Here is an 18014-nt window from a genome sequence, read left to right on the forward strand (position 1 = left end):
CGATCCGGCGTGGGGCCCGGCGGATCCGTGTAACACTCTCCCCATGGCCATCGGTTACCGCCTGCAATCCAACCCGCTCGTCGGCAAGCTCACCACGAAGTACTTTCTGCCCCTAGGCACCCGCCAGGTCGGCGACGACGTGGTTTTCTTCAACTTCGGTTACGAGGAAGACCCGCCGATGGGCCTGACGCTGGCGGCATCCGACGAGCCCAACCGGTACTGCATCCAGCTCTATCACGTGACCGCCTCGCAGGTGGATCTCACCGGCAAGAAGGTGCTCGAGGTCAGCTGCGGGGCCGGCGGGGGCGCGTCGTACATCATGCGCAACCTGGGCCCGGCCTCCTACACCGGGCTGGACCTCAACCCCGCCAGCATCGACAAGTGCCGGGAACGGCACCAGCTTTCGGGCCTGGAATTCGTGCAGGGCGACGCCCAAAACCTGCCCTTCCCCGACGAATCCTTCGACGCGGTGATCAACGTCGAGGCCTCCCATCAGTACCCGAACTTTCCCGGTTTCCTCCAGGAAGTCGCGCGCGTGCTGCGCCCCGGCGGGCATTTCCTCTACACCGATTCCCGCCGCGCCCCCGTCGTCGCCGAATGGGAGGCGGCGCTGGCCGACGCGCCGCTGCGCAAGATCTCCGAACGCGACATCGACAAAGAGGCCAAGCGCGGGCTGGACGCCAACACGCGGCGCACCCAGCAGCAGATCAGCGGCCGCCTGCCGGGATTCATGAACTCCCTGATCCGTTACGGCGTGGGCGTGTTGGACTGGGATCTGCGCCGCTCCGGCGGGTTCTCCTACCGCGTCTACCACTTCGCCAAGGATTGATGCGGGTCCAGCGCGCACCGAACGCGAGAGGCTGAACTCTCCTCATGAAGTTTGCCTTGGCAAGCTACGGAACTCGCGGCGACATCGAGCCCCTCGCGGCCGTCGGCCGCGAGCTGCAGCGCCGTGGCCATGATGTCCGGGTTGCGGTGCCGCCCAACCTGATCGGCTTCGTGGAATCGGCCGGGCTGTCCGCGGTGGCCTACGGGCAGCGGGATTCCCAGCAGCAGCTCGACGAGGATTTCCTGCACAACTCGTGGAAGTTCACCAATCCGGTCAAGTTGGCGCGCGAGGCCATGGAGCCCGTCAGGGCGGGGTTCGAAGAACTGGGCGCCGCGCTCACGCCGCTTGCGGACGGCGTCGACCTGCTGCTGACGGGCCAGCTCTACCAGGAGATCGCCGCCAACGTCGCGGAGTACCACGACATCCCGTTGGCCGCATTGCATTTCTATCCGATGCGGCCCAACGGTCACATCGCGTTCCCGGCGCGCCTGCCCGCGCCGTTGGTGCGCTCGACGATGAAGACCCTCGACTGGATGTACTGGCGGTTCACCCGGGGCGCCGAGGACGCCCAGCGCCGGGAGCTGGGGCTGCCGAACGCCACTTGCCCTGCGCCGCAACGGATGTCCGAGCGCAACGCGCTGGAGATCCAGGCCTACGACGGGCTGTGCTTCCCCGGGTTGTCCGCGGAGTGGGGCGCTCGACGGCCCTTCGTCGGCGCGCTGACCATGGAGTGGCCCACCGAGGCCGACGATGAGGTCGTGTCGTGGATTGCCGCCGGCACGCCGCCGATCTACTTCGGCTTCGGCAGCATGCCGGTCGGGTCCCTGAAGGATCTCGTCACGATGATCGGCGGGGCCTGCGCCGAGTTGGGCGAACGGGCCCTGATCTGCTCACGGGCGCCCGACACCGGCGTCCCCGATTTCGACCATGTGAAGGTTGTGACGGCGGTGAACCACGCCGCGATCTTTCCGGCCTGTCGCGCCGTCGTCCACCACGGCGGTTCGGGCACCACCGCCGCCGGGTTGCGGGCCGGCGTCCCGGCTCTGATTCTCTGGATCACCTCCGATCAGCCGATCTGGGCGGCCCAGATCAAGCAGCTGAAAGTCGGCTCGGCCCGCCGGTTCTCCAGCACCAATCGCAAAACGCTGGCCGCCGACCTGGTGTCGGTGCTCGCGCCGGCGTGTGCCGGCCGGGCGCGCGAGCTGGCGGCACGGATGACCAAGCCGGCCGAGAGTGTCGCCACCGCCGCCGATCTGCTGGAAAAAGCGGCCCGCCGCGAAGGTTTCGGCTGATGCCGGAACCGCCGTCGGTGCCGGGCGAGCCGGTGTACGCTCCGGTTGTGTCCCTACTGATCACCGTGCCGGTTTACGGGCAGCACGAGTACACACACGCGCTGTTGGCCGATTTGCGGCGCGAGGGCGCCGACTATCTGATCGTCGACAACCGCGGCGACTATCCCAGGATCGGCGAGGAACGCGTCCTCACGCCCGGTAAGAATCTCGGTTGGGCCGGCGGCAGCGAGCTCGGATTCCGAACCGCGTTCGCGGAGGGTTACTCCCACGCGATGACGCTCAACAACGACACCCGCCTCTCGCGCGGATTCGTCGCCGCCCTGCTCGACCCGCGCCTGCCCGCGGACGTCGGCATGGTGGGGCCGATGTTCAACATCGGTTTCCCCTACGCGGTGGCCGGCGACGTACCGGACGCCGCGAGCTACGTTCCGCGGCCGCAATATCGGGTGGTGCCCGCCATCGAGGGGACGGCGCTGGTGATGTCCCGCGAGTGCTGGGACGCCGTCGGCGGAATGGACCTGGACACCTTCGGGCGCTACGGCTGGGGGCTCGATCTCGACCTCGCGTTGCGGGCGCGCAAGGCCGGATTCGGTTTGTACACAACGGAGATGGCCTACGTGAACCATTTCGGGCGCAGGACCGCGAACGCCCACTTCGGCAGCCGCAAATATCACTGGGGTTCCAGCTGGGCGATGATTCAAGGCTTGCGCAAAACGCACGGCTGGCCCGCCGCCATGGGAATCCTGCGCGAGATGGGGGCGGCGCACCGCCGCAAATGGTACAAGTCATTCCCGCTCGTCCAGCAGGACGCCGCCGCCAGCCGGCAGCCTTAAGGCCCGCAGCCGAATTCAGACGCCGACGCGGACGGTCTGCTCCAGCAGGTCGGCGGCGGTGGTGACGCCGACCGCGGGCTTGGTCATCTTCGGGGCGATCTCACGGGCCCGGGCCACGTAGTCCGGCGCCAGGATCTTGCGGAGCCGCCTGACCAACGATTTCCGGGTGATGTTCGAAAGTCGTTTCGCGGAGCCGACTTTGAGGCGCTTGACCTGAGTCGCCCAGATGAATTGGTCGGCCACGTCCCACAGGATCAACGTCGGCAGCCCGGCTCGCAGGCTGGCGGCCGTCGTGCCCGCGCCACCGTGGTGCACCGCCGCGCGGCAGGTCGGCAGGATCGTGGAGTAGTTGACGTGACCGACCAGCTTGACGTCGGAACGGGACGCGGTTTCCGTGCCCTCGGCGCCGGAATAGATCAGGGCGCGTTCGCCGAGCTCGGCGCAGGCGTCGGCGATCATCGCCACCGTCTCGGCGGGCGAGGAGACCGGCGTGCTGCCGAAACCGAAGTAGATCGGCGGTTTTCCCGCGGCGATCCAGGACGCGACCTCGTCGTCGGTGTCCGTCCCCAGCTCCAGCGTGAGGGAACCCACGAAGGGGCGCTTGCCATTCCATTCCGCGGCAAGACCGGGGAACAGAGCCTGGTCGTAGGCCTGCAGCTCGAGCGTTCCGTTCTCGGCCATTCGCCGCCACGCGGAAACTGCGGTGCTGGGCAGACCGAGTTCCCGGCGTTGCGCGTCCTCGTTCGCCTTGGTGATGCGCGAATACAGCCACCAACCCGCGGTCAACGTCGCGCGGACCGCGGGCGCCGGGGACGGCAGGAAGGGAACGCCGAGCTGGCCGTTGACCCGCACCGGGAAGTGATGCAGCCCCGCGACCGGAATGTCGTAGTACTCCGCCACATTGGCCACCACCCCGTGGTAGGTCTGACCCGTCACCAACAGGTCGGCCCCGTCGGCCAGCGAGGTGAGGGTGCGACTCATGTCGGCCCAGCCCTCGACGAAAAGCTCCTTGAGGTCGCGCATGAAGTTGACCGGATTCTGCACCTTGAACGCGTTATGGGTGAAATCCGCGACCGCCACGACCTGCTCTCGCGTGTCCGGTCCGTACGAGACGGCGGGCACGCCGGCGGCCTCGACGAAGTCAACCAGGTTGGGCGGCACCGCCATTCGGACGTCGTGCCCTCGGCGCCGCAGCTCCGCACCAACCGTGGCGCCGGGCTCGATATCGCCGCGGGTTCCGTGGGCCGCCAGAACAAACTTCATCGAGGGAGCTCAGCCTTTCACTCCATCCCCGCCCGGGGATGAAGCGCTTTGGAGCCTACCTGGCTACGCGAACCGGAACGGCGGCCAGCTTGCCCGCGACGACCCGCTCGAAGACCGACTTCATGGCCTCGGTGTAGCGCTGAACGGACTCGCGGGCGACCGGGTTGTTCGGGTAGGACACCATGATGGAGACCTCATCGAACAAGCGGAACACCGTGGAGTACATGTACGCCGGGCTGCGGCCATCGGTGAACGCGGTCGCGTTCACGCCGTCCAGGGCGGTGGCGACGATGGCGGACAGGGGAGGAAGGCCCGCGTCCATGTAGCTCATCATGGTGAACTGGGGTCCGTGCCGGCGCAGCCAGGGCGCCAGCTCCAGCACCTTGTCGAACGGCACGTTGGCCAGGTCCATGTTCGCGTCGAACGAGGCCTGCGCCGCGCGGGCGGTCTCCTCGAACGAGTTCGGGTCGACCGGAACCGTGAACGGCACCACGCCGGTGAACCAGCCCACCGTCATGAAGTCCGCCGGGCTCTTCCGCTTGTCGGTCGGCGTGAGCCCGTAATAGGTTTCCGCACCGGTCAATTCGTACTGGGCCAGGGCCGCGCAGGCGAACAGGCCGCCGCTGAACCGGGCGCCCGCCTGCTGGCAGAGCGCCTCGAACTGCGCCGTTTCCTCCGGGCCCAGCAGCCGCTCGACGTGGGTGTCCCCGCCGCACGGGATCGATTGGTCACCCAGCGGCAGCGGGAAGTCCGGCAGGGTTCCGCCGTTGGCCTCGGCGAACTCGATCCACTTCTTCACCTCCGGGGACTCCAGCGTCATTCCCGACACGCAGGCGTGCTCGCGCATGCAGAAGTCGTCATAGCTGGCCGCCGGGGGCAGCGTGACGGGGGCCTTGCCCTCCAGCAGGGCGTTGTAGTTCATCACGATCTCCACGTACAGCCCGGCGATCAACATCGGGTCGCAGTGCAGGTGGTCGACGACCGCGTACAACGCGAAGCGGTCGTCGTACTGGATGATCCCGAACCTGAAGCAGTCCCACTGCAGCGGGTCGGGGGTCGCCAGCACGTGGTCGCGCCATTCCTGCTGGGTCAGCGCGCCGTACTCCTTCGCGACGAACTGGATGTCGCGCGGATTCTTCAGGGTGTGCCGGACGATGTTGTCGTCGGAGTATTCGAACCAGCTGTGGTAGGTCGCGTGGCGGCGCAGATGCGCGTTGATGACGTACGTCATCGCGCGAATGTCGCACCGGCCGGGCACCTCCCAGGAACCCATTACCGCCCGCGAGTAGTCGAGGCCACGGTCCCGGAACTCCACGAAGCCACGCAGGTGGCCCGCCTGCATGGAGCTGGGCGGCACCGGGCTGACGGGTGCCTGCCGAGCCTTCGCCGCACAGCCGGGTGTGGGTTCCCACGTTACGACGGGTCCCGGTTCCGGGTTCCAGTCGTAGGCGTTGCCAACTCGCAGGCTGTCGTGCTCAGAGCCTCCACCTATGAACACGTTTTCCCTCCTTTAGTACCGGCCTAGCAGTGCAGTCGACTTTGACGTAGGACCTCTCTCACGCGGGCGCCGCAGCGTTTTCCTCCTGGGGCGCCAGCTTGTGGAACAGGTGATCCGCCAAACCCCGCACCGTCGTGATGTCGGCAGAGGTAATGCGCACCCCCGTTTGGGCCTCGATGTGAGTCCGCAATTCGAGATTGCCCAGCGAGTCCAGGCCGTACTCGGAAAGCGGGTGGTCCACATCGATGTTGCGACGCAGGATCAGGCCGATCTGCTCGGAGAGCAGACGCCGCAGCCGGGTCGGCCACTCGTCGAGCGGCAGGTCGGCCAGCTCGGCGCGCAGTTTGCTTGAACCCGAACGCTTTTCGCCCGCGGACTTGAACATCTCGAGGAACTTGCTGCGTTCCGCGAAGGACGCGATCCACGGTGTCCCGATCAGCGGGCTGTAGCCCGTGTACGCGCGGTCGTGGCGCAGCAGCGCCTCGAACGCGTACGCGCCCTCGTCGGGAGCGATCGCCGCCCCGCTGCCTTCCGCGAAGTCCGCACCGCGGCCGATCTCGCCCCAGGCGCCCCAGGCGATCGCCGTGGCCGGCAGGCCCTGGGCGCGCCGCCAGTGGGTGAAGGCGTCCAGCCAGCTGTTGGCCGCGGCGTAGGCACCCTGGCCCGGCGAGCCCAGCAGGGCGGCCGCCGAGGAGAACGAGCAGAACCAGTCCAGGTCCGCTTTCTCAGACTGGCCAGCGGTGGCCTCGTGCAGGTTCCACGCGCCGTACACCTTCGGCGCCCAGTCGCGGTCGATCAACTCGTCGGTGATGTTGGTCAGGGTGGCGTCCTCGACCACCGCGGCCGCGTGCAGCACGCCCCGCAACGGCAGCCCGGTGGCCGTCGCCGTGGCCACCAGCCGCTGTGCGACGTCGGCCTGGGCGATGTCACCGCACTCCACGATCACGTCAGAACCTATCGCCCGGACCAGCTCGATCGTTTCAAGCGCCTTCTGCGAAGGCTCGGAGCGGGAGGTCAGCACGATCCGGCCCGCGCCGGCCGCGGCCATCTTCTCGGCGAGGAACAGGCCCAGGCCACCGAGGCCGCCGGTGATGATGTAGGAGCCGTCCTTGCGGAATACCGGCGCCTGCTCCGGCGGCAGCACCACGCTGCTGCGCCCGGCCCGCGGGATGTCGAGGATGAGCTTGCCGGTGTGCTCGGCCGCGCTCATCACGCGGATCGCGGTGGCCGCCTCGGCGAGCGGGTAGTGCGTGCTCTCGGGCATCGGCAGCACGCCCTCGGCCGTCAACCGGTAGACGTTGCTGAGGATCTCGCTGACCTGCTGCGGGTGACTGACGGACATCAGGCCCAGGTCGACGCCCCAGAACGCGAGGTTGCGACGGAACGGGAAGAGGCCCAGCTTGGTGTCCCCGTAGATGTCGCGCTTGCCGATCTCGACGAACCGCCCGCCCAGTGCCAGCAGTTTGATTCCGGCGAGCTGGGCCGCGCCCGTGACCGAGTTGAGCACGATGTCCACGCCGTAGCCGTCGGTGTCGCGACGGATCTGGTCCGCGAAGTCGACGGTCCGCGAGTCGTAGACGTGCTCGATTCCCATGTCGCGCAACAGCTGTCGACGCGCCTCGCTGCCGGCGGTGGCGAAGATCTCGGCACCCGCGGCGCGGGCGATGGCGATCGCCGCCTGCCCCACACCCCCGGTCCCGGAGTGGATCAGCACCTTGTCGCCGGCCTTGATGCGGGCCAGGTCGTTCAGGCCGTACCACGCGGTGGCGTGCGCGGTGGTGACCGCGGCCGCCTGCGCGTCGGTGAGCCCGTCCGGCAGCGTCGTGGCCAGGCGCGCGTCGCAGGTGACGAACGTGGCCCAGCAGCCGTTGGGGGACATGCCGCCGACGTGGTCGCCGACCTTGTGGTTGGTCACGCCGGATCCCACGGCCGTGACGACACCGGCGAAGTCGGTGCCGAGCGCGGGCAGGATGTTGTCCAGGCTCTGGTAGCGGCCGAACGCGTTGAGCACATCGGCGAAGTTGATGCTCGACGCGGTGACCGCGACCTCGATCTGACCGGGGCCCGGCGGAACCCGGTCGAACGCCGCGAACTCCATCGTCTGCAGGTCACCCGGTGTGCGGATCTGCATCCGCATCCCTTCGGTCTCGTGATCCGCGATGGTGGTTTGCCGTTCTTCCGGACGCAGGGGAGTGGGGCACAGGCGCGCGATGTACCACTCGTCGTTGCGCCAGGCCGTCTCGTCCTCGCCCGGACCCGTGGTCAGCAGCTGGCGCACCACGTGCTCGGCGCTGGTCTGCTCGTCGACGTCGATGTGGGTGGTGTGCAGGTGCGGGTGCTCGGAGCCGATCACCCGCAGCAGCCCGCGCACCCCACCCTGGTCGAGGTTCGGGACGTCCTCCGACAACACCTTCTGGGCGTTGCGGGTCACCACGAACAACCGCGGCGACTCGCCTTGCAGCTCCGGGAGTTCGCGGGCGATGCGGACCAGGTGGTGGACGTATTCACCACCGCGCACGGCGCTTTCGTCGTCCGGGTTGCCGTTCTTGGGCTCGGTGAGCACCACCACGCCGGCGTAGCCGCCCTTTTCGACCTCACCGCGCAGCCGCTCGGCGATCGCCGGGTGGTCGGCCCGCGACGGCCAGGACAGCGTGGTGCAGTCCGCCTCGTGCAGCTTCATCGCGTCGGTGAACGCCGTCGCCACGAGGTCGGCCGCGTCGGAGGTGCTGATCAGCAGCCAGGCGCCGGTCTCGGTGGCGGGCACCTCGGGCAGCTGCCGCTGTTGCCACTCCACGGTCAGCAACCGCTCGGCCATCACGCGGGCCCGCTCGCCGCTCGGCGAGACGCCCGTGCCCATCTGCAGCCCGCGCACGGTCAGCAGCACGGCGCCATGCTTGTCCAGGATGTCCAGGTCGGCCTCGACGGACCCGCCGGTGGCCGCGGTCACCCGCGAGTAGCAGTAGCGCGCCGCGCTCACGGACGTGTGGACCCGCAGCTCGCGGACGCCCAGCGGCAGGAGCAGGCCACCCAGGCTGGCGTTGGCGACGCTCGGGTGCGCCGCGACCGACTGGAAGCACGCGTCGAGCAGTGCGGGGTGCACGCCGTAGTTGGTTTGTTGCGTCCGGATCACGCTGGGCAGCCCGATCTCGGCCAGCACCGTGGTGCCGGTGCCCTCGGCAGTGTGGGCGGCGGCCAGGCCGGTGAAGGCGGGGCCGTACTGAATGCCGCACAGGTCCATCGCGTCGCGAAGGTCGTTGCCCTCCAGGCGGCTCGGGTGCGCGGCCAGCAACTCCTCGATGTCCACCGCGGCGGGCCGTGCCGCATCGCCCGAGTCGTCGACGTCCACCAGCACCGCGGAGGCCCGCCGTGCCTGCACGCCGTCCTCGTTGGTCTCCACGGCGAAGCTGAGCGCGCCGGGCACCTCCGCGGTCGCGGTGAGGCTGATCTGCGTCTCCTCGTCGAGCATCAGCATCTGCTCGAAGCGGACGTCGCGAACCGCGGATGCGTCACCGAAGACGGTGCGCGCCGCGGCCAGCGCCATCTCGCAGTAGGCCGCGCCCGGCAGGGTCGCGGTGCCGTGGACCTGGTGGTCGGCCAGCCACGGCAGCGTCGCGGTGCCGATGTCGGCCTGCCACACGTGCCGTTCCGGCTCCTCGGGCAGGCGCACGTGCTGGCCCATCAGCGGGTGCACCGCGACGCTGGAAGCCAGCGCGCGGGAGCTGTGACCCTCGCGGCTCAACAGCAGCGAGCGGTGCGTCCACGCGGCCAGCGGGGCGTCCATCAGGTGCCCGCCGGGGTAGAGCACGGAGAAGTCGACCGTGGCGCCCGTGGCGTACAGGTCCCCCAACAGCCCCAGCATCCCGTGCGGCAGCGGCTGGTCGCGCCGCATCGCGGCGAGCGCGGCAACCGTCATGTCCAGGCTGCGGGCGGTCTGGTCGACCGCGTGGGTCAGCAGGGGGTGCGGCGACAGCTCACCGAACACCCGGTAGCCGTCTTCCAGCGCCGCCTGCACCGCCGCCGAGAACCGCACGGTGTGGCGCAGGTTGTCCACCCAGTAGTTGGCGTCGCAGTAGGGCTCCTCGCGCGGGTCGAACGAGGTGGCCGAGTAGTACGGGATCTCCGGGGTCAACGGCTCGATCTCGGCGAGCACGTCGTACAGCTCGTCGAGGATCGGGTCGACCTGCGGCGAGTGTGACGCCACGTCGACGGCCACCTCGCGGGCCATCACCTCGCGCTGCTCCCAGACCGCCACCAACTCGCGGACCGTGTCCGTCGCGCCGCCGATGACGGTGGACTGCGGGGAAGCCACCACCGCGACCACCGCGTCGTTGACGCCGCGCGCCATCAGCTCCGAAAGCACTTGCTGCGCAGGCAGTTCCACCGACGCCATCGCGCCCGAACCGGCGATCTTGGTCATCAGTCGCGACCGGCGGCAGATGACGCGCACGCCGTCCTCGAGCGCCAGCGCTCCGGCGACGACGGCCGCCGCGGACTCGCCCATCGAGTGGCCGATGACCGCACCGGGCCGGACCCCGTAGGACTTCATGGTGGTCGCCAGGGCGACCTGCATGGCGAAGATCGTGGGCTGGACGCGGTCGATGCCCGTCACCTTCTCGGGTGCGGTCAGCGCCTCGGTCACCGAGAAGCCGGACTCGTGGGCGATCAGCGGCTCGATCTCGGCGATGGCCGCCGCGAAGGCGGGCTCCTTGGCCAGCAGGTCCGTGCCCATGGTCGCCCACTGCGAACCCTGTCCGGAGAAGACCCAGACCGGACCGCGCTCCTCCTGGCCCACGACCTCCTGGAACAGGGCGTCACCGCTGGCGACCTCGCGCAGCGAGGTCACCAGCTCCGGGGTGTCGGCGGCCAGCACGGTGGTCCGCACCGAGCGGTGCCCGCGCCGGCGGGCGAGGGTGTAGGCGAGGTCGGGTGCCGGCACCTCCGCGGCGTGCGCCTCGACCCAGTCGGCAAGGCGGGCGGCGGTTTCGCGCAGCCCGTCGGCCGAGGTGGCGGACAGCGGGAAGAGCAGCGTGCCGCCGCGGCTCGGCCTGGTTGCAGCGCCGTTGGGGGACAGGGGCTCTGGGGCCTCCTCGACGATCGCGTGCACGTTCGTGCCGGAGATGCCGTACGCCGACACCGCCGCGCGCCGCGGTTGCCCGCCGCTCAGCGGCCACGGCGTATTCTCTTGCGGCACAAACAATCCGGTGTCGATCCGGGCCATCTCGTCGGGCAGCGCTTCGAAGTGCAGGTTCTTGGGGACCACGCCGTGCTGAACCGACAGGACCGCCTTCATCACGCCGAGCGCGCCGGCGGCGGCCTGGAGGTGCCCGAAGTTGGTCTTCGAGGCGCCCAGCACGCACGGGTTGCCGATGCCGTAGACCTCGGCAAGGCTGCCGTATTCGATCGGGTCGCCGACGGGGGTTCCGGTGCCGTGCGCCTCGACCATGCCGACGGTGCCGGCGTCCACGCCCGCCGCCACGAGCGCGGCGCGGTACACCGCGGCCTGCGCCTCGCCTGAGGGCATCGCGATGTTCATGGTGTGGCCGTCCTGGTTGGCGGCCGTGCCGCGGATCACACCGAGGATCCGGTCGCCGTCGCGCTGCGCGTCGGTGAGGCGCTTGAGCAACACCACCACGCAGCCCTCGCCGGAGACGAAGCCGTCGGCCTTGATGTCGAACGCGTGGCAGTGGCCGGTGCCGGAGAGCATCCCGCCCGCCGACGCGGAGGCCGACCGGCGCGGCTCCATCATCACGTTGACGCCGCCGGCGAAGGCGAGGTTGCTCTCGCCGTCGTTCAGGCTGCGGCAGGCCTGGTGGATGGCGAACAGGCCCGAGGAGCACGCGGTGTCGATCGTGACCGCGGGGCCGTGCAGGCCGAGCGCGTAGGCGATGCGCCCGGAGGCCATGCAGGAGATGGTGCCGGGGTTTCCGTACGGCCCGTCGAAGGCGTCGGTGGCCGCGTGCACGAATTGGTAGTCGCCGTAGTTCAATCCAACGAAAACGCCCGTTTCGTCGGCGATCGTGTCCTTGGTGAGGCCCGCGTGCTCCATGGCCTCCCACGCGGTCTCCATCAGCAGCCGGTGCTGGGGATCCATCGCGGTGGCTTCTTTTTCGGTGATGCCGAAGAACTCGGGGTCGAAGTCGCCCACGTTGTCCAGGAACGCGCCCCACTTGCAGACGGAGCGGCCGGGAACACCGGGCTCGGGGTCGTAGTAGTAGTCGACATCCCAGCGGTCGGCGGGAATTTCCTTGACAAGGTCGTCGCCACGGAGCAACGCTTCCCAAAAGAGGTCAGGGGAGTTGATGCCCCCCGGCAGCCGGCACGCCATCCCGATGACGGCGACCGGAGCAACGCCTGCCTTACCCACAGTCCTTCACCTCTCCTTGCCTATCCACAAGTTCCTATCACTGCTGCTCGCTCTTATCAGAGCTTCGAGAAATCTCGCCGAATTTTTTTGTGCGAGCTCGCAACTCCGCAGCAAAGCACAAACAACCCACTGACCCCCGCATTCGAAGCCCGCCGTAAGAACGTGGCGCGATCAGCAGCGTAGCGGCTCCGCACGTTACGCGTGGAAAAATCGTGCGATCGTACAAAAATTTAACAACGACCCGCCCCCGCTCGGCCGACATTGAGCTTGGCGTCCCGGCCAGACGCATACTTTTCGGACGATATTTGGGCATTGAGCTGCACTCAAGTCCCACTCAGAGGCGCTGTGCCCCAAGGATGTCCGGCGCCATTGCAGCATCCCCGCGGCACCAGCATGGCGGGATACCCCGGGTCGCGCAACACGAAGCGGCCCGACCTGCAACGGCCAAGGCAGAGACCAAATTGGACGCGCCGATGCGCTGCATCGGGGATGCGCGATGGCGTCATGGTAGGGGCTATTGCGAAACCCCGCAGGGAAATCGCTGAAATCTTTAAGATTGCAACTTTAAGGGGTGTCAAATATCGACCCGTTTCGTGCGATATGCCGTGCGGCGGTGCCCGGCGGGAGGCCGCCGCGGGCGCCCGCGCGCGAGCCGATGTGACCCCCGTCACGGCGAGCGGGGGGTTTGAATTCATCGGCGCCTGCGCGCCTGGCCGGCGAAGCCGTCAGGCCGGCGAAGTCGCCGTATTTGTTAGCGCGCCAAAGATATTCGCGCTTACGATCGCGCGGGCCCCGTTTCGGCGGGCCAGCGGGTGTCGCCGGCGCGGTTCCCGTTTGCCCTTGTCGCTCCGGGCTTTTCGCCCGATACCTGGTTACGATGACCGTGATGACAGCCCGGGTGCCCAGACTGCCCCTCGACGAGGCCAAGGCCGCCGCGGACGAGGCCGCGGTGCCCGACTACATGGCCGAGCTCAGCATCTTCCAGGTCCTGCTGAACCATCCGCCGCTGGCGCGCGCCATCAACGACTTGCTCGCCACCATGCTGTGGCACGGCGCCCTCGATCCGCGGTTGCGCGAGCTGGTGATCATGCGGATCGGCTGGCTCACCGCGTGCGACTACGAGTGGACGCAGCACTGGCGGGTCGCGTCGCGGCTGGGCGTGAGCGCCGAGGACATGCTCGGGGTGCGCGATTGGCGGGCTTACGAGGGCTTCGGACCCGCCGAGCGCGCGGTCCTGGCGGCCACCGACGACGTGGTGCACGACGGCGCCGTCAGCGCCGAAAGCTGGGCGGCCTGCGCGCGCGAGCTGGGCGGCGACACCACGATCCTGATCGAGCTGGTGACCGCGATCGGCGCCTGGCGCATGGTGGCGTCGCTCCTGCACAGCCTGAAGGTCCCGCTGGAGGAGGGCGTGCCGAGCTGGCCGCCGGACGGCACGTCACCCTAGCCGCCTTTGTCGATTGACTTATCAGTCAGTAACTCTTAGCGTCGGAAAATGCGAACCAGAGCTGCCGAGATGCTCGGCGTCGAGTTTCCTATCTGCGCCTTCAGCCACTGCCGCGACGTCGTGGCGGCCGTGACCAACGCGGGCGGATTCGGGGTCCTCGGGGCGGTGGCCCACAGCCCCCAGCGGCTGGACAGCGAGCTGGCGTGGATCGAGGAGCACACGGGTGGCAAGCCCTACGGCGTCGACCTGCTGCTGCCGCCCAAGTACGTCGGCGCCGAGCAGGGCGGCATCGACGCCAAGCAGGTCTCCGCGCTGCTGCCCGAGGAGCACCGCGCGTTCGTCGACGACATCCTGGCCCGCTACGGCATTCCGGCCCGCACCGAGGAGCAACGGGTGCCCGGCGCCCTCAACATCTCGCCCCGGGGCTACGAGCCGCTGCTCGAGGTCGCCTTCGCCCACGACATCCGGCTGGTTGCCAGCGCGCTCGGGCCGCCGCCCGCCGACCTCGTCGAGCGCGCCCACGGCCACGACGTGCTGGTGGCCGCGCTGGCCGGCACCACCCGGCACGCGCAGCGCCACGCCGCCGCCGGCGTCGACCTGATCGTCGCGCAGGGCACCGAGGCCGGCGGCCACACCGGCGAGGTGGCGACGATGGTCCTGGTGCCCGAGGTGGTCGACGCGGTGGCCCCGGTGCCCGTACTCGCGGCGGGCGGCATCGCCCGTGGCCGGCAGGTGGCCGCCGCGCTGGCGCTGGGGGCGGCCGGCGTGTGGTGCGGCTCGGTTTGGCTGACCACCGAAGAGGCGGAGACGACACCGGCGGTCAAGGAGAAGTTCTTGACGGCCAGCTCCTCGGACACGGTGCGGTCGCGGTCGATGACCGGCAAGCCGGCGCGGATGCTGCGCACCGCCTGGACCGACGAATGGGAGCGCCCCGACACCCCCGACCCGCTCGGGATGCCCCTGCAGACCGCCCTCGTCACCGATTCCCAGGTGCGCATCAACCAGGCCGCGACGCACCCGGAGTCCGGGGCGCGGGAGCTGGCCACCTACTTCGTCGGTCAGGTCGTCGGCTCGCTCGACCGGGTTCGCCCGGCGCGCTCGGTGGTGCTCGACATGGTGGAGGAGTTCATCGACACCATCGCGAAACTCGACGGCCTGGTCGATACGTGACCAGCGCCGGCCGAGTCATCCCAGCCACCCGGCGGCGCCGCGCGGTCAGCGACGAGGAGAAGTCGCAACGGCGCGACCAGATCATGGCCGCGGCCAAGGAGGTGTTCGCGCGCAAGGGTTTTCACGCGACGACGATCGCCGACATCGCCAAGCGCGCCGGCCTGGCCTACGGCTCCGTCTACTGGTACTTCGACTCCAAGGACGAGCTGTTCCACGCGTTGATGGCCGCCGAGGAGGGCGCGCTGCGCAGCCACGTCGCCTCGGCCCTGGGTGCGCTCGGCGTGCCGGCGGAGAACTTCGGGGACGAGGAACCGCTCCGGGTGGCCGTAAGGGCGACGCTGGAGTTCTTCGAATCCGACAAGGCCACCGTCAAGCTGCTGCTGCGCGACCCGTACGCGCTGGGCGAGCGATTCGAAAAGCACCTCGGCGGGATCTACGAGCGGTTCATCGACGACATCGAGAAGTTCATCGTCGCCGCCCAGGAGCGCGGCGAGGTGGTGGCCGCCCCGCCGCGCATGGTTGCGTACACGCTCGCGGCGCTGGTCGGGCAGCTCGCGCACCGGCGGCTGAGCACCGACGACGACGTCACGGCAGCTCAGGTGGCCGATTTCGTCGTCGCGCTGGTGCTCGACGGGCTGCGCCCGCGGGCGTGACCGGGCGGCTGGATCAAGATTCAGACACGGCGGCTTCGGGGATTTGACCCCGACCTGCCCGTCATGCATCATCGGTCGGGTAGCACCTCGTTAGGTGAGGCGTCTACACGAATACAGGCCACTGACCCCGAACGTCCAAAGACGCCCCGGGTCAGGACAGCTCCTCCCGGCTTAAGGGTTGAGCCCAGGTGGCTTCCGGAAACGGACACGTCGTGTAGTGCCAAAGCTCTGACGAGAGGGGTGCGGTCCTACCGGCGGTCGTCGGTTTCTGCACTCCTCAGGGTGCGCGTAAATCGCGCGGGCAGCCGCGCGCGTCGCGACGGCGAGGAGGTGAGGGACGCATGAGTTCCAGTGACAGTCCGGGTCGAAGTCCGGGCTTTGTCTCGTCCCGATCCGGTGTCCGGCGTGACGCTCGCGGCTAGCTGATCAGCTTCGCGGCCAAGCGTTTTGGGGCCGGAAACCGCCCGGGGACGGGACACGCCAGTTTGTTCAACCCCCCTTGGCGATTCCGTTTCTAGGAGACGATCATGACCGCAGTTCTCTACGACCCCGAGGTTCAGCGCGACGAAGTGGTGACCGCGGCGCCGGCCCCCAAGCTGACCGTGGTGCGCGACGACGCCCCGCCCGTGCCGGCGCCCGAGCCGGCCGCCGAGAAGGCGGCCTCCCGCGCCGAAGGCCGGACCATCATCATCCGCGACCCGTTGGTGGACGGCGCCGCTCATCTGCTGGCCATCGGCGTGCGTCACGTCTACGCCGCGCTGTGGCGCGTCGGTCTGCTCGAGGTGCAGGCGTAGCCCGATGGGCGGCGACCAACGACTGCTCCAAGGGGCTATCCGGCCGCAGGGCTTGCCTGAGGCCGAGTAGCCCCTTGGAGCGAGGCATTTCGTAGTATTGATGCATTGGCGTCGATCCGGCCATCACCGGGGAGCCTTCGGAAGAACAGCCGGTGCTCCGGCCCAGTAGAACCGAACGGGTGGGCCCGTCACAGCCTTCGACGAGCGGCCGCGCACACGCGCGGCAAGCGGGGTGGTACCGCGGCGCTCGCGCACCTGGCGCGGCGTCGTCCCCGGCCTGAGGTTTGGCATGGAGACGACGCGTTGACCGAGCACACTTACCCCAAGCCGGCGGGCGGGGCGCCCGACTTTCCGGCGCTCGAGCTCGAGGTTCTCGACTACTGGGCCCGCGACGACACCTTCCGCGCCAGCATCGCGCGCCGCGACGGCGCCCCGGAGTACGTGTTCTACGACGGGCCGCCCTTCGCCAACGGGCTGCCCCACTACGGTCACCTGCTCACCGGCTACGTCAAAGACATCGTCCCGCGGTATCGGACCATGCGCGGCTACAAGGTGGAGCGCCGTTTCGGCTGGGACACCCACGGGCTGCCCGCCGAATTGGAGGTCGAGCGCCAGCTCGGGATCACGGACAAGTCCCAGATCGACGACATGGGCATCGCCGCGTTCAACGACGCGTGCCGCGAATCGGTGCTGCGCTACACCGACGAGTGGCGCGCCTACGTGACGCGCCAGGCGCGCTGGGTCGACTTCGACAACGACTACAAGACGCTGGACCCGTCGTACATGGAGTCGGTGATCTGGGCGTTCAAGCAGCTTTGGGACAAGGGCCTGGCCTACGAGGGCTACCGGGTGCTGCCGTACTGCTGGCGCGACGAAACCCCGCTGTCCAACCACGAATTGCGCATGGACGACGACGTCTACCAGAGCCGTCAGGACCCGGCGCTCACGGTCGGCTTCCCGGTGGTGGGCGGTCCGCTGGATGGGGCGTACCTGCTGATCTGGACGACCACACCGTGGACGCTGCCATCGAACCTCGCCGCCGCCGTCAACCCGGAGGTGACGTACGCGCACGTGCGGGCGGGGGAACGGCGCTTCGTGTTGGCCGAGGCGCGCCTGGCGGCCTACGCGCGCGAGCTCGGTGAAGAGCCCGAGGTGCTGGGCACCTGCCGGGGTGCGGACCTGCTGGGCACCCGTTACCTGCCGCCCTTCGGCTACTTCATGGACTCGCCCAACGCGTTTCGGGTGCTGGCGGGCGACTTCGTGACCACCGAGGACGGCACCGGCATCGTGCACATGGCGCCGGCGTACGGCGAGGACGACATGGTGGTCGGGGAGGCGGCGGGCATCGCGCCGGTCACGCCGGTCGATTCCAACGGCCGCTTCGACGCGACGGTCCCGGATTACCAGGGGCAGCACGTCTTTGACGCCAACGCGCAGATCATCCGCGACCTGAAGAACGGCAGCGGCCCGGCCGCGGCCAACGGCGCGGTGCTCCTTCGCCACGAAACCTACGAGCACCCCTATCCGCACTGCTGGCGGTGTCGCAACCCGCTGATCTACCGCGCGGTGTCGTCGTGGTTCGTCGCGGTGACCGAATTCCGGGACCGCATGGTGGAGCTCAACCAGCAGATCACCTGGCATCCCGAACACGTCAAGGACGGCCAGTTCGGCAAGTGGCTGCAGGGCGCCCGGGACTGGTCGATCTCGCGAAACCGCTACTGGGGCACACCGATTCCGGTGTGGAAGTCCGACGACCCCGCACACCCCCGCATCGATGTGTACGGCAGCCTCGACGAGCTGGAGCGCGACTTCGGGGTGCGGCCCACCAATCTGCACCGGCCCTACATCGACGAGCTCACCCGCCCCAACCC

At 69.0% G+C, this 18014-nt stretch carries 11 protein-coding genes and 1 riboswitch; of the genes, 8 read left to right on the top strand and 3 right to left on the bottom strand.

Features of this window, described 5'->3' with window-relative positions:
* Nucleotides 1-43: 43 nt before the first annotated feature.
* The 3 genes from BST11_RS23130 to BST11_RS23140 are packed head-to-tail and all read left to right on the top strand — an operon-like array spanning nucleotide 44 to nucleotide 2954.
* Complete coding sequence (locus BST11_RS23130) at nucleotides 44-829, top strand: phthiotriol/phenolphthiotriol dimycocerosates methyltransferase (protein ID WP_083140510.1); 786 nt, start codon at nucleotides 44-46, stop codon at nucleotides 827-829.
* Between the two features lie 44 nt (nucleotides 830-873).
* On the top strand, nucleotides 874-2121 hold the full coding sequence (locus BST11_RS23135) for a glycosyltransferase (RefSeq protein WP_083140512.1): 1248 nt from the start codon (nucleotides 874-876) through the stop codon (nucleotides 2119-2121).
* Nucleotides 2122-2153: 32 nt separating this feature from the next.
* Nucleotides 2154-2954 (top strand): glycosyltransferase family 2 protein, encoded by an 801-nt coding sequence (locus tag BST11_RS23140; protein ID WP_083140524.1) that lies wholly within the window; start codon nucleotides 2154-2156, stop codon nucleotides 2952-2954.
* 15 nt (nucleotides 2955-2969) lie between these two features.
* On the opposite strand, the gene BST11_RS23145 is transcribed toward BST11_RS23140, so the two are convergent.
* From BST11_RS23145 to pks2, 3 genes are read right to left on the bottom strand one after another with little or no spacing between them, the layout of a single operon-like run.
* Nucleotides 2970-4217 (bottom strand): glycosyltransferase, encoded by a 1248-nt coding sequence (locus tag BST11_RS23145; RefSeq protein WP_083140514.1) that lies wholly within the window; start codon nucleotides 4215-4217, stop codon nucleotides 2970-2972.
* A 55-nt stretch (nucleotides 4218-4272) separates the two neighbouring features.
* The gene (locus tag BST11_RS23150; RefSeq protein ID WP_083140516.1) at nucleotides 4273-5715 is read right to left on the bottom strand and encodes a condensation domain-containing protein; all 1443 of its coding nucleotides are present in this window, start codon (nucleotides 5713-5715) and stop codon (nucleotides 4273-4275) included.
* 58 nt (nucleotides 5716-5773) lie between these two features.
* Nucleotides 5774-12079 (bottom strand): sulfolipid-1 biosynthesis phthioceranic/hydroxyphthioceranic acid synthase, encoded by a 6306-nt coding sequence (gene pks2, locus BST11_RS23155; RefSeq protein WP_083140518.1) that lies wholly within the window; start codon nucleotides 12077-12079, stop codon nucleotides 5774-5776.
* Nucleotides 12080-12962: 883 nt separating this feature from the next.
* On the opposite strand from pks2, the gene BST11_RS23160 reads away from it, so the two are divergent.
* The 5 genes from BST11_RS23160 to BST11_RS23180 all read left to right on the top strand — a co-directional run.
* On the top strand, nucleotides 12963-13526 hold the full coding sequence (locus BST11_RS23160) for a carboxymuconolactone decarboxylase family protein (RefSeq protein WP_083140526.1): 564 nt from the start codon (nucleotides 12963-12965) through the stop codon (nucleotides 13524-13526).
* 48 nt (nucleotides 13527-13574) lie between these two features.
* The gene (locus tag BST11_RS23165; RefSeq protein ID WP_067318309.1) at nucleotides 13575-14696 is read left to right on the top strand and encodes an NAD(P)H-dependent flavin oxidoreductase; all 1122 of its coding nucleotides are present in this window, start codon (nucleotides 13575-13577) and stop codon (nucleotides 14694-14696) included.
* A 17-nt stretch (nucleotides 14697-14713) separates the two neighbouring features.
* Nucleotides 14714-15349 (top strand): TetR/AcrR family transcriptional regulator, encoded by a 636-nt coding sequence (locus BST11_RS23170; protein ID WP_068213225.1) that lies wholly within the window; start codon nucleotides 14714-14716, stop codon nucleotides 15347-15349.
* Between the two features lie 79 nt (nucleotides 15350-15428).
* Nucleotides 15429-15596, top strand: a riboswitch (M-box (ykoK) riboswitch).
* 280 nt (nucleotides 15597-15876) lie between these two features.
* Nucleotides 15877-16143 carry an Rv1535 family protein gene (locus tag BST11_RS23175; protein ID WP_083140519.1) on the top strand — a complete coding sequence of 89 codons (267 nt, stop codon included), beginning with the start codon at nucleotides 15877-15879 and terminating at the stop codon, nucleotides 16141-16143.
* 303 nt (nucleotides 16144-16446) lie between these two features.
* Nucleotides 16447-18014, top strand: a 1568-nt coding sequence (locus BST11_RS23180; RefSeq protein ID WP_083140520.1) for an isoleucine--tRNA ligase, incomplete at its 3' end; no start/stop codon positions are given.

The sequence above is a fragment of the Mycobacterium alsense genome, assembly GCF_002086635.1.
In the GTDB taxonomy this organism is placed as follows: Bacteria; Actinomycetota; Actinomycetes; order Mycobacteriales; family Mycobacteriaceae; genus Mycobacterium; species Mycobacterium alsense.